The organism is Mycobacterium genavense ATCC 51234 (assembly GCF_000526915.1).
In the GTDB taxonomy this organism is placed as follows: Bacteria; Actinomycetota; Actinomycetes; order Mycobacteriales; family Mycobacteriaceae; genus Mycobacterium; species Mycobacterium genavense.
In genome coordinates, this window is the sequence record NZ_JAGZ01000001.1 from 451430 (window position 1) to 463454 (window position 12025).

A 12025-nucleotide genomic window follows, 5' to 3' on the forward strand; every position below is an offset into this window, starting at 1 on the left:
CTAGTTCGACGGTAGCGCCGCGACCGGGATGCGCACCATCGGAATCGCCGGTTCGCCGTGCGCCAGTTTCAGGCCCTCCCACGGCAGGCTGTGCAGGCCGGATGCCACCAGGTCCCGGGCGGCGGCCAGGGCTGCGCGGTCGGTGCTCGCCACCACCTCGCCGCCGCGGACCAGCGGGACGGTCAGCACCCGGAACGGCTCGGTGGTCGCGGGGGGCCGGCCCGCCGGGTACACGACCTCCTCGGTGATTGTGCCGGTCGGGCGGGACAGCCGCAGCGCTTCCTTGCGCCCGCCCTGGGATTCCTTGTGGCTACTGCGTTTCTGCACCGGCATCCCGTCGACCTCGACCAGCTTGTAGACCATGCCTGCGGTCGGCGCGCCCGAACCGGTCACCAGCGAGGTGCCGACGCCGTAACTGTCCACCGGCTCGGCGCGTAGCGCGGCGATGGAGAACTCGTCGAGATCGCCGGACACCACGATGCGGGTGCGGGTGGCGCCCAGCCGGTCGAGCTGCTCGCGCACCTGCCGGGCCAGCACGCCGAGTTCGCCGGAGTCCAGCCGCACCGCCCCCAGCGTCGGCCCCGCGGCGGCCACGGCGTTGGTCACGCCGGTCGTCACGTCGTAGGTGTCCACCAGCAGCGTGGTGTTCACGCCCAGCGCGTCGACCTGGGCACGAAAGGCCGCGAGCTCGTCGGGCCCCTCCTCGTCGGTGTGCAGCATCGTGAATGCGTGCGCGGCGGTGCCTTCCGTCGGTATGCCGTACCGGCGCTCGGCCTCGAGGTTCGACGACGCGGCGAACCCGGCGAGGTAGGCCGCCCGCGCGGCGGCCACCGCGGCGCGTTCGTGGGTGCGCCGCGAACCCATCTCGATCAGCGGGCGGCCGGCGGCCGCGGTGACCATGCGGGCCGCCGCGGAGGCGATCGCCGTGTCGTGGTTGAAGATCGACAGCGCCAGCGTCTCGAGCACCACGCATTCGGCGAAGCTGCCGCGCACCGACAGCACCGGAGAGCCCGGGAAGTATAGCTCGCCTTCGGCGTAGCCGTCGATATCGCCGGTGAAGCGGAAATCGCGGAGATAGCGCAAGGTATCGGCGTCGAGGAATCGCGCCAGTAGCCGGCATGCGTCGTCGTCGAACCTGAACCGTGGCAAGAGCTCCAGCAAACGACCGGTTCCCGCGACCACGCCGTAGCGCCTGCCCTCGGGCAGGCGGCGGGCGAACAGTTCGAACGTGGTCCGGCGCTCGGCCGTGCCGTCCCGCAAGGCCGCTGCCAGCATGGTCAACTCGTACTTGTCGGTCAACAGCCCAGCTAAGGCCGGCTCATTCATGTCGCAACGGTAACGGCTGGCTGCGGACGGCGGCTCGCTCGGTATCCTGGAGGCCATGGTTGCTGTGTCAGCGCCCACCAAGCCCGGCACCACCGGGCAACGCGAGTCCGCTCCAGTCGAGGTCACCGCCAGTCCGTGGGTCACCATCGTGTGGGACGACCCCGTCAATTTGATGACCTACGTGACGTATGTGTTCCAGAAGTTGTTCGGCTACAGCGAGCCGCACGCCATCAAACTGATGCTGCAGGTGCACAACGAAGGCAAGGCCGTGGTGTCGGCGGGTAGCCGTGAGGCAATGGAAGTCGACGTGTCCAAGCTGCACGCCGCCGGTCTGTGGGCGACGCTGCAGCAGGACCGCTGAGATTCGAGGGCATCCGGGATTTCTTGTGCGCAAATGGAAGCGGGTGGAGACCGCCGATGGTCCCCGTTTCCGGTCCTCCTTGGCTCCGCACGAGGCGGAGTTGCTGAAGAATCTGGTCGGTGCGTTGATCGAGTTGTTCGACGAACGCGAATCCTCCTCGCCGGCAGACGAACTCGAGGACATCACCGGCATCAAGACCGGAAATTCGGAACCTCCTTCGGACCCGACGCTGCGGCGGCTGCTGCCGGACTTCTACCGACCCGACGACGAGGACCCCACGAACGCGGGTCTCAACGCCGCGCTGCGCAGTTTGCACGAGCCGGAGATCATCGACGCCAAACGTGTTGCGGCACAACAGTTGTTGGGCACCATTCCGGACAGCGGCGGTCGGTTCGAGCTGAGCGAGGACCAGGCCAACGCCTGGATCTCGGCGGTCAACGACATTCGGCTGGCGCTGGGCGTCATGCTCGACATCGGGCCGGACGGGCCGGAACGGTTGCCCGCCGACCATCCGATGGCCACGCACTTCGACGTCTATCAGTGGCTCACCGTGCTGCAGGAGTATCTGGTCCTGGTACTGATGGGCAAGCCGGCCGGATGAGCGCGCTCACCGACGTCGGCGGCATCCGCGTCGGCCACTATCAGCGGCTGGACCCCGACGCCTCGCTGGGGGCGGGGTGGGCCAGCGGCGTGACCGTCGTGCTGACACCCCCGGGGACGGTCGGCGTTGTCGACTGCCGCGGTGGTGCGCCCGGCACCCGGGAGACCGACCTGCTGGATCCGGCCAACACGGTGCGGTTCGTCGACGCGGTGCTGCTGGCCGGCGGCAGTGCCTACGGTTTGGCCGCCGCCGACGGCGTGATGCGCTGGCTGGAGGAACACGAGCGCGGCCTGGTCATGACGGGCGGGCTGGTGCCCATTGTGCCGGGCGCGGTGATCTTCGACCTGCCGGTGGGCGGCTGGGATCGCCGGCCGACGGCGGAGTTCGGCTACTTGGCGTGTGAAGCCGCGGGTGCGGCGGTGGCCGTCGGCACGGTCGGCGCCGGTGTCGGGGCGCGGGCCGGCGTGCTCAAGGGCGGCATCGGAACGGCGTCGACGACGCTGCCGTCGGGCGTCACCGTCGGCGCGATCGTCGCGGTGAACTCCGCGGGAGAGGTCGTCGACCGGACCACCGGCCTGCCGTGGATGGCAGATGCGATCGAAGAGTTCGCGCTGACGCGACCGCCGGCTGGGCAGATCGACGCGCTCGCGCGGCTGCCCTCCCCGCTGGAGCCGCTCAACACGACGATCGCGGTGGTCGCGTCCGACGCCGCGCTGAGCCCGGCGGCGTGCCGGCGCGTCGCGATCGCCGCCCAGGACGGGCTGGCCCGCACGATCCGGCCGGCGCACACTCCGCTGGACGGCGACACGGTGTTCGCGTTGGCGACGGGTGCGGTCGAGGTGCCGCCGCCGGGCGATGCGCCCGCCGGAATGTCGCCGGAGACCCGACTGGTCACCGAGGTGGGTGCGGCGGCGGCCGATTGCCTGGCCCGTGCGGTGTTGGTCGGGGTGCTGGCGGCCGAGTCGATCGCCGGAATACCGACCTACCGCGACACGTTGCCCGGTGCATTCGGGACAGGGAGCTGACGTGGTGATGATTCGCGCCGACCTGGTGGAGGCTATGGTCGCGCACGCGCGCCGCGATCACCCCGACGAGGCGTGCGGGGTGCTGGCCGGGCCCGAAGGCTCCGACCCCGAGCGGCATATCCCGATGGTCAATGCCGAGCGCTCGCCGACGTTCTACCAGTTCGACTCCGGCGAACAGCTGCGGGTGTGGCGGGCGCTCGACGAAGCCGACGAGGTGCCCGTCGTCATCTACCACTCGCACACCGCGACCGAGGCCTACCCGAGCCGCACCGACGTGAAGCTGGCCGCCGAACCGGACGCGCACTACGTGTTGGTGTCCACCCGCGACCCGGAAACCCACGAGCTGCGCAGCTACCGGATCGTCGACGGCGAGGTCACCGAGGAGCCCGTCGATATCGTTGAGCAGTACCCAGAAAGGTCCACATGAACGTCACCGTGTCGATCCCGACCATCCTGCGGCCGCACACCGGCGGCGAGAAGCGCGTCTCGGCCAGCGGTGGCACGTTGGCCGCCGTGATCGGCGACTTCGAAGCCCACTACGCGGGCATCTCCGAGCGGTTGATCGACTCCGGCAAGCTGCACCGCTTCGTGAACATCTACGTCAACGATGAGGACGTGCGGTTCTCCGGCGGCCTGGACACCGTGATCGCCGACGGCGACTCGGTCACCATCCTGCCCGCCGTGGCCGGTGGGTGAGCCGAGCGCATGACGCGCTACGACTCGCTGCTGGCGGCGCTGGGCAACACCCCGCTGGTCGGTCTGCAACGCCTGTCGCCCCGCTGGGCCGACGAGCCGCACGTGCGGCTGTGGGCCAAGCTCGAGGACCGCAACCCGACCGGGTCGATCAAGGACCGGCCGGCGCTGCGGATGATCGAGCAGGCCGAGGTCGACGGACGGCTGGCGCCCGGCGCCACGATCCTGGAACCCACCAGCGGCAACACCGGGATCTCGCTGGCGATGGCCGCGCGGCTCAAGGGCTATCGGCTGATCTGCGTGATGCCCGAGAACACCTCGGTGGAACGCCGTCAGCTGCTCGAGCTGTACGGCGCGCGGATCGTCTACTCGCCGGCCCGGCAGCTCCAACACCGCCGTGGCCACCGCCAAGGAGCTGGCCGCGGCCAACCCGTCGTGGGTGATGCTCTACCAGTACGGCAACCCCGCCAACACCGACGCGCACTACCACGGCACCGGCCCGGAGCTGCTCGCCGACCTGCCCGACATCACCCACTTCGTCGCGGGATTGGGAACCACCGGCACGCTGATGGGCACCGGGTGCTTTCTGCGCGAGCGGGTGCCCGGCGTCAAGATCGTCGCGGCCGAGCCGCGTTACGGCGAGGGCGTGTACACGCTGCGCAACATCGACGAGGGGTTCGTGCCGGAGCTGTACGACCCGGACGTGCTGACGGCGCGCTACTCGGTCGGCTCGCTGGACGCCGTCCGTCGCACCCGCGAGTTGGTGGAGTCCGAAGGCGTCTTCGCGGGCATCTCCACCGGTGCCGTGCTGCACGCCGCCCTGGGCGTCGCGGCCAAGGCGGTGGCCGCGGACGAACGCGCCGACATCGCGTTCGTGGTCGCCGACGCCGGCTGGAAGTACCTATCCACCGGTGCCTATGCCGGTAGCCTGGACGAAGCCGAGGACGCTCTAGAAGGGCAGTTATGGGCATGAGCCCGGGACAGCAGCGCGTACCCGCTACGCAGAAAAAGCGGCCCCAGTGGATGGTGGGTGGGGCCACGATCCTCACTTTCGTCGCGCTGCTCTATTTGATCGAGCTGTTCGACCAACTGTCACGGCATTCCCTCGACGCCAACGGCATCAGGCCGCTGGAAACCGACGGTTTGTGGGGCATCGTCTTCGCGCCCGTGCTGCACGCCAACTGGCAGCATCTGATGGCCAACACGGTCCCGCTGCTGGTGCTCGGATTTCTGATGACCCTGGCCGGATTGTCCCGGTTCGTGTGGGCCACCGCGATCGTATGGATCCTGGGCGGTTTCGGCACCTGGCTGATCGGCAACTGGGGCAGCGACTGCGGGCCGACCGATCACATCGGCGCCTCCGGGCTGATCTTCGGCTGGCTGGCGTTCTTGTTGATCTTCGGCATCTTCGTCCGAAAGTTCAGCGACATCCTGATCGGCCTGGTGGTGCTGTTCATCTACGGCGGCGTGCTGTGGGGCGCGATGCCGGTGCTCGGCCAATGCGGCGGGGTGTCCTGGGAGGGTCACCTGTGCGGTGCCATCGCCGGGGTCGTCGCCGCCTACCTGCTGTCGGCCCCCGAACGTAACGCCCGGGCGCGCATAAAAACCGGCACGCACTCATGAGCTCACCGCTGGCGCCCGTCGGGGTTTTCGACTCCGGCGTGGGGGGACTGACGGTGGCCCGCGCGATCATCGACCAACTGCCGGACGAGGACATCGTGTACGTCGGCGACACCGGCAACGGCCCCTACGGACCGCTGTCGATTCCCGAGGTGCGCGCCCACACGCTGGCCATCGGCGACGATCTGGTCGGCCGCGGCGTGAAGGCGTTGGTGATCGCCTGCAACACCGCCTCGGCGGCCTGCCTGCGCGACGCCCGCGAGCGCTACGACGTGCCCGTGGTCGAGGTGATCCTGCCGGCGGTACGGCGCGCCGTCGCCACCACCCGCACCGGCCGCATCGGCGTCATCGGCACCCAGGCGACCATCACCTCGCACGCCTATCAGGACGCCTTCGCCGCCGCCCGCGACACCGAGATCACCGCGGTGGCGTGCCCGCGTTTCGTCGACTTCGTCGAGCGCGGCGTGACCAGCGGGCGTCAGGTGCTGGGGCTGGCCGAGGGCTACCTGGAGCCGCTGCAGCGCGCTCAGGTCGACACGCTGGTGCTGGGTTGCACGCACTACCCGTTGCTGTCCGGGTTGATTCAGTTGGCGATGGGCGAAAACGTGACGCTCGTTTCCAGCGCCGAGGAAACCGCGAAGGAAGTGCTGCGGGTGCTCACCGAACAGGATCTGCTGCGCCCGCATGACGCGCCGCCGGCCACCCGCGTCTTCGAAGCCACCGGCGACCCCGAAGCCTTCACCAAACTTGCGGCGCGATTCCTGGGGCCCGCCGTCAGCGGGGTGCGGCCCGTGCATCATTCGCCGATCGGATAGCCGGCTGCGAGATTCTCATCACATCAATCACGCGATGTTTTTCTCATGGTGCTTCCGGGCATGGCACAGTAGTGCCTGTGCGAATAACCGTGCTCGGCTGCTCGGGCAGCGTGGTCGGTCCGGACTCACCGGCGTCGGGATATTTGCTTCGGGCTCCGGACACTCCGCCGCTGGTGCTGGACTTCGGAGGGGGCGTGCTAGGCGCCCTGCAGCGCTTTGCCGACCCGGCGTCCGTCCACGTGCTCTTGTCCCACCTGCATGCCGACCACTGTCTGGACATGCCGGGCCTGTTCGTGTGGCGGCGCTACCACCCGTCGTCGCGTCCGCTCGGCAAGGCGATTCTGTACGGCCCCAGCGACACCTGGTCGCGACTGGGCGCCGCGTCGTCGCCCTACGGCGGCGAAATCGACGACTGCTCGGACATATTCGACGTGCATCACTGGGTCGACGGCCAGCCCGTCGAAGTCGGTGCACTCACCGTGACACCACGCGTTGTCGCACACCCCACCGAGTCCTACGGCTTGCGGATCACCGACCCCAGCGGAGCGTCGTTCGTCTACAGCGGCGACACCGGAGTTTGCGATGCGCTCGTCGAGCTGGCCCGCGGCGCCGATGTGTTCCTGTGCGAGGCGTCCTGGACGCACGAGCCCGACCGTCCGCCGGCCCTGCATTTGTCGGGCACCGAAGCGGGCCAGGTCGCGGCGCAGGCCGGCGTTCGCGAGCTGCTGCTGACCCATATCCCACCGTGGACCTCGCGCGAGGACGTCATCAGCGAGGCCAAGGCCGAATTCGACGGTCCGGTGCATGCCGTGGTGTGCAACGAGACGTTCGACGTCCGGCACTCCGAACGAGTCTGATTCGGCCGACCGGTTGTCGGACGCACCGGCGGGCTAGGGTTGCGTCGTGTCCAAACGAGAAGACGGTCGCAACGACGACGAGCTTCGCCCGGTGGTCATCATCCGGGGCTTCACCGAAAACCCCGCGGGTTCGGTGCTGATCGGGTTCGGGGGAACCAAGGTCTTGTGCACCGCGAGCGTCACCGAAGGAGTACCGCGCTGGCGCAAGGGGTCCGGCCTGGGCTGGCTGACCGCGGAATACGCCATGCTGCCCTCGGCCACGCACACGCGGTCCGACCGGGAATCGGTGAAGGGCCGGTTGTCCGGGCGCACCCAGGAGATCAGCCGGCTCATCGGGCGCTCGTTGCGCGCGTGCATCGACCTGGCGGCGTTGGGGGAGAACACAATCGCCGTGGACTGCGACGTGCTGCAGGCCGACGGCGGCACCCGCACCGCGGCGATCACGGGCGCCTACGTGGCGCTGGCCGACGCGGTGACCTACCTGTCGGCGGCGGGCAAGCTGTCGGATCCGCGGCCGCTGTCGTGCGCGATCGCGGCGGTGAGCGTCGGGGTGGTCGACGGCAGGATCCGCGTCGACCTGCCCTACGAGGAGGACTCGCGCGCCGAGGTCGACATGAACGTCGTCGCCACCGACACCAGAACCCTGGTGGAGATCCAGGGCACCGGCGAGGGCGCGACGTTCCCGCGCTCGACGCTGGACAAGCTACTCGACATGGCGCTCGGCGCGTGTGACACGCTGTTCGCCGCCCAGCGTGAGGCGCTGGAGTTGCCCTACCCGGGTGTGTTGCCCGCCGGCCCGGCCGCGCCGAAGGCGTTCGGCAGCTGAGCCGACCCAGGGGTCGCTAAGACCACTGGGCCGCAACGGATTCCGGATTTGGTCACTCGACGACGAAAACCGGGATCTTTCGGTCGGTGAGCGATTGCAGCGTCGTGTAGTGGGGGTAGGCCTCAACTCCCCTCTGCCACCACGTCTCTCGCTCGGCCCCGACAACCTCACGGGCCGTGCCCTCGAACACCCGATCGCCGTCCTGGACCGAGACTTTGGGGTTGGACCGAAGATCGGCGACCCACGCCGGGTCCTTGGGTGCTCCGCCGGTAGAGCCGATCATCGCGTAGTGCTCGTCGTGCTCCACCCGCATCAGCGGGACATACCGCCTCAGGCCCGTTTTTGCTCCGGTCACGGTGAACAGGACGATCGGTCGGTTCTTGGTTCTCTCGTCGCTTTCGCCAATGCCTGCCGTGGTGCCCTGTGCCAGAATGCGTTCGGTGTGTTCGCGCACCCAATCAGTGGTGCTGAAAGCTGCTTGTGTCATGTGGGGCAAAACATCTGGGCATTGTGCGGCATTCCCGACGCCGGGCGGGGCCCGATATCGAACGAATGGGGACATATGAGTCGATGGGGCAACCGGTGACCCGGCTGCTGGTCGCCAGCCGCAACCCCAAGAAGCTGGCCGAGCTGCGCCGGGTGCTCGACGGCGCTGGGCTCTCGTCACTCACGCTGGTGTCGCTCAACGACGTGTCGCCCTTCGATGAGGCACCCGAAACCGGAGCGAGCTTTGAGGACAACGCCTTGGCCAAGGCGCGCGATGCGTTCGCGGCCACCGGGTTGGCCACCGTGGCCGACGACTCCGGTTTGGAGGTGGCGGCGCTCAACGGTATGCCGGGTGTACTGTCGGCGCGCTGGGCGGGCGCCCACGGCGACGATGCCGCCAACACCGCGCTGCTGCTGGCCCAGCTCCGCGATGTCCCCGACGAGCGCCGCACCGCGGCGTTCGTGTCGGCCTGCGCGTTGGTGTCGGACCGCGGCGAAGTGGTCGTCCGTGGCGAGTGGCCGGGCGCGATCGCCCGGGAGCCGCGCGGCGACGGCGGGTTCGGCTATGACCCGGTGTTCGTTCCCGACGGCCCGGAATTCGGGGCCCGCACCGCGGCGCAGTTGAGTCCTGCGGATAAGGACGCGGCCTCGCACCGTGGCCGCGCGCTGGCGCTGCTGCTGCCCGCGCTGCGCGAGCTGGCCTGAATCTATAGCCCGAAGCGGGCCTTGATGTCCTTGGTCTGGAAGTGCTCGACGATGATGCCCAGCAGCGGAATCGTTCCGGCCAGCAGCACGCCGATCGTTTTGCCGATCGGCCACCGAACCTTGATCGCCAGATTGAAAGCCGTTAGCACGTAAGCGAAATAGACCCAGCCGTGCACCACTTCGATCCACCGGATCTCGTGGTGGAACACCAAGTGCGAGACGATCTCGTAGCACAGTGCGATCAGCCACAGACCCGTCGTCCACGCCATGATCCGGTAGCCGAGCAGGGCGGGGCGAATGCGGTCGGCGGAGACGGCTGCGCTGGTTTCGGAGGGCGTCTCGGGTGTGGTCATGCGGTCGTCCTGTTCTGCTTTTCGGCATCTTGGGCTGCGAGCTGGGCCAGGTAAGCGTTGTACTCGCGCAGGGCGGGATCGTCGGGTGGTGACTGAGCGGGCGCGGGTCGCTCGGGAAGCAGCCCGGCCGGGATCTCGGTGACCGCACCGTGGCTGCGCGGCTCCGGCGGGGCCTGTTTGTAGCGGACGAAATTGTGGTACGCGTACACGCAGAACCAGGCGAACAGCGGCCACTGCAACGCGTAGCCGAGGTTTTGGAAGGTGCCCGACGGTGACTGAAAGCGTGTCCACTGCCACCAGCCCAGGGCCAGGCAGCCGCAGGCCGCAGCGATCGCCAGGACGATCAATGCGGGCCGGTGATGACGCCTCCGACGGGCCGGGCTGGACACCCCTCGACGGTACCGCGCATGCACAACGAGCCGTGCGACCAGAGCGGGGGGTTCGCCGGTGGCTGGTGTGGTGAAACTCTCAGTGCGTGTGGATGGGCTAGCCTAGCCTTACCCGAACGTAGTAAGGTCCGTCGCCATGGCCTCCTCATCCTCTACGGTGACCGCTGCGCTGCAAAGCATTCTGCGTGACGACTTCAACGTCGACATGACCCGGGTCACGCCCGAAGCCAGACTGATCGACGACGTCGGACTCGACTCGGTGGCCTTTGCTGTGGGGATGGTCGCCATCGAGGAGCGACTCGGTGTCGCGTTGTCCGAAGAAGAACTGCTGACGTGCGATACGGTCGGCGACCTGGACGCGGCAATCGCGGCGAAAACAGCGCAATGAGCGAACTTGCCGCAGCAATGACGCGGTCGATGCAGACCGCGACGACCGAGCTGGCGGTCTTCGACAAGGAGACCGCGGCATGGCAGCGGCGCCCGTGGCCGGACGTACACGGGTTAGCCGAGTGAGTTGCGGCCTGGCTTCTCGACCACGACCGGCCCGCCGCGGTGGGTCTAGTCGGCGAGCCGACGATCGAGTTCGTCGCCGCGATCCAGGGTGCCTGGCTAACCGGCGCCGCCGTCTCGATCCTGCCGGGGCCGGTAAGAGGCGCGGACTTGCAGCATTGGGCGGAGTCGACGCTGACCCGGTTTGCCGGCATCAGGGTAGCGGCGGTATTAAGCCACGGCTCCCACTTGGAGAGTCTGCGAGCGGTCGGGCGCGCGGGCATCGTCACCGAAGACCTCGCCGCCGCGGCGAGCACCAACCGGTCGACGTCGGGTCTGCCGCAGGCCGATTCCACCGGCATCGCCGTCCTGCAGGGAACCGCGGGGTCGACCGGATCGCCCAAGACCGCGATGCTTTCCCCGCGAGCGGTGCTCAGCAACATGCGCGGGCTCGAGCAGCGGCTTGACCTCGACCCCACCCACGATGTGGTGTGCTCGTGGTTGCCGATCTTTCACGACATGGGGCTGACGTGCGTGCTCGCCCCGGCGCTGCTCGGTCTGCCGCTGTGGCTGACGTCCCCGACAGCGTTCTCCGCGTCGCCGTTCAACTGGCTCAACTGGCTCAACTGGCTCTCGGAGAGCCGTGCCACCATCACCGCCGCGCCCAACCTCGCCTACAACATCCTGGGCAAGTACGCGGCGCTGGTATCCGACGTCGACCTCGGTGCATTGCGGTTCGCCATCAACGGCGGCGAGCCGGTGGACTGCGACGGTTTTGCCCGGTTCACCGAAGCCATGGCGCCGTTCGGCTTTGACGCCGGTGCGCCCGCACCGTCGTACGGCCTGGCCGAATCCACCTGCGCGGTGGCCCTGCCCACGCCGGGCACCGGACTGCACTTCGACACCGTCTCCGACGACAACGGATCACGCAAATACGCTGTCCTGGGCAAGGCGCTGGCCGGTATGGAGATCCGGGTGGTGGCCAGTGAACGCTACGTTGGCACGGCCGACCGCGAGATCGGTGAGATCGAGATTCGCGGCACGTCGATGATGGACGGCTACCTAGGCCACCCCGCCATCGATCGCGAAGAATGGTTCCCCACCGGTAATTTGGGTTTCTTCGGGGAAAGCGGCCTGGTCGTGTGTGGCCGCGCCAAGGAAATCATCTCGATCGCGGGGCGCAACATCTTCCCGACGGAGATCGAGCTGATCGCGGCCCAAGTCAACGGGGTGCGGGAAGGCTGCGTGGTCGCGCTGGGCACCGGCGAGCGATCCGCGCGTCCCGGCCTGGTCGTCGCGGCCGAGTTCAAAGGCGACGACCAGGGACAAGCCCGCACCGAAGTGATTCAACGCATCGCGTCGGTGTGCGGAATCGTGTCGGCCGACGTGATTTTCATGTCACCGGGTTCTCTGCCGCGCACCTCCTCGGGCAAACTGCGGCGCCTGGAAGTGCGGCGGACACTGGAGCTGGTGGACTGA

At 68.5% G+C, this 12025-nt stretch carries 14 protein-coding genes and 3 pseudogenes; 13 read left to right on the forward strand and 4 right to left on the reverse strand.

Annotated features, from left to right (window positions below):
• Positions 1-1383, reverse strand: a complete 1383-nt coding sequence (locus T428_RS0102190; RefSeq protein WP_425411972.1) for a nicotinate phosphoribosyltransferase — start codon at positions 1381-1383, stop codon at positions 1-3.
• Here T428_RS0102190 and clpS point away from each other — a divergent pair.
• From clpS to rph, 10 genes and pseudogenes are all read left to right on the forward strand, one after another.
• Entirely contained in the window at positions 1382-1687 is a 306-nt protein-coding gene (gene clpS, locus T428_RS0102195; protein WP_025735191.1) for an ATP-dependent Clp protease adapter ClpS, read from the forward strand. The two genes, T428_RS0102190 and clpS, sit on opposite strands and share 2 nt — an antisense overlap.
• 25 nt (positions 1688-1712) lie before the next feature.
• Positions 1713-2288, forward strand: coding sequence for an oxidative stress transcriptional regulator AosR (gene aosR, locus T428_RS0102200; protein ID WP_025735192.1), 576 nt, complete (start codon positions 1713-1715; stop codon positions 2286-2288).
• Positions 2285-3313, forward strand: coding sequence for a P1 family peptidase (locus T428_RS0102205; RefSeq protein WP_025735193.1), 1029 nt, complete (start codon positions 2285-2287; stop codon positions 3311-3313). The genes aosR and T428_RS0102205 overlap by 4 nt, the downstream gene beginning before the upstream one ends.
• 7 nt (positions 3314-3320) lie before the next feature.
• Positions 3321-3740, forward strand: a complete 420-nt coding sequence (locus T428_RS0102210; RefSeq protein ID WP_156942844.1) for a M67 family metallopeptidase — start codon at positions 3321-3323, stop codon at positions 3738-3740.
• Entirely contained in the window at positions 3737-4009 is a 273-nt protein-coding gene (locus T428_RS0102215; RefSeq protein WP_025735195.1) for a MoaD/ThiS family protein, read from the forward strand. The genes T428_RS0102210 and T428_RS0102215 overlap by 4 nt, the downstream gene beginning before the upstream one ends.
• A gap of 9 nt (positions 4010-4018) precedes the next feature.
• Positions 4019-4979 (forward strand): annotated as a pseudogene (locus tag T428_RS25085) (PLP-dependent cysteine synthase family protein).
• Positions 4970-5629 carry a rhomboid family intramembrane serine protease gene (locus tag T428_RS0102225; RefSeq protein WP_051465094.1) on the forward strand — a complete coding sequence of 220 codons (660 nt, stop codon included), beginning with the start codon at positions 4970-4972 and terminating at the stop codon, positions 5627-5629. Before T428_RS25085 ends, T428_RS0102225 begins: the two are co-directional and overlap by 10 nt.
• Positions 5626-6441, forward strand: a complete 816-nt coding sequence (gene murI, locus T428_RS0102230) for a glutamate racemase (protein WP_025735197.1) — start codon at positions 5626-5628, stop codon at positions 6439-6441. The genes T428_RS0102225 and murI overlap by 4 nt, the downstream gene beginning before the upstream one ends.
• Positions 6442-6512: 71 nt before the next feature.
• Positions 6513-7298, forward strand: coding sequence for a cyclic nucleotide-degrading phosphodiesterase (locus T428_RS0102235; RefSeq protein ID WP_036466821.1), 786 nt, complete (start codon positions 6513-6515; stop codon positions 7296-7298).
• A gap of 46 nt (positions 7299-7344) precedes the next feature.
• Positions 7345-8124 (forward strand): ribonuclease PH, encoded by a 780-nt coding sequence (rph, locus tag T428_RS0102240; RefSeq protein WP_025735199.1) that lies wholly within the window; start codon positions 7345-7347, stop codon positions 8122-8124.
• Positions 8125-8176: 52 nt separating this feature from the next.
• On the opposite strand, the gene T428_RS0102245 is transcribed toward rph, so the two are convergent.
• A complete protein-coding gene (locus T428_RS0102245; protein WP_025735200.1) occupies positions 8177-8611 on the reverse strand; it encodes a nitroreductase family deazaflavin-dependent oxidoreductase in 435 nt (144 codons plus the stop codon).
• An 83-nt stretch (positions 8612-8694) separates the two neighbouring features.
• On the opposite strand from T428_RS0102245, the gene T428_RS0102250 reads away from it, so the two are divergent.
• The gene (locus T428_RS0102250) at positions 8695-9315 is read left to right on the forward strand and encodes a non-canonical purine NTP pyrophosphatase (RefSeq protein WP_036466824.1); all 621 of its coding nucleotides are present in this window, start codon (positions 8695-8697) and stop codon (positions 9313-9315) included.
• 2 nt (positions 9316-9317) lie between these two features.
• Here the strand turns inward: T428_RS0102250 and T428_RS0102255 are convergent, their stop codons facing one another.
• Entirely contained in the window at positions 9318-9668 is a 351-nt protein-coding gene (locus tag T428_RS0102255) for a DUF3817 domain-containing protein (RefSeq protein WP_025735202.1), read from the reverse strand.
• On the reverse strand, positions 9665-10057 hold the full coding sequence (locus tag T428_RS0102260; RefSeq protein ID WP_025735203.1) for a hypothetical protein: 393 nt from the start codon (positions 10055-10057) through the stop codon (positions 9665-9667). The genes T428_RS0102255 and T428_RS0102260 overlap by 4 nt, the downstream gene beginning before the upstream one ends.
• A gap of 124 nt (positions 10058-10181) precedes the next feature.
• On the opposite strand from T428_RS0102260, the pseudogene T428_RS0102265 reads away from it, so the two are divergent.
• Both T428_RS0102265 and mbtM read left to right on the forward strand, forming a co-directional pair.
• Positions 10182-10445 (forward strand): annotated as a pseudogene (locus tag T428_RS0102265) (acyl carrier protein); the annotation flags it as partial.
• A pseudogene (gene mbtM, locus T428_RS0102275) lies at positions 10442-12025 on the forward strand (long-chain-fatty acid--ACP ligase MbtM). The pseudogenes T428_RS0102265 and mbtM, both read left to right, overlap by 4 nt.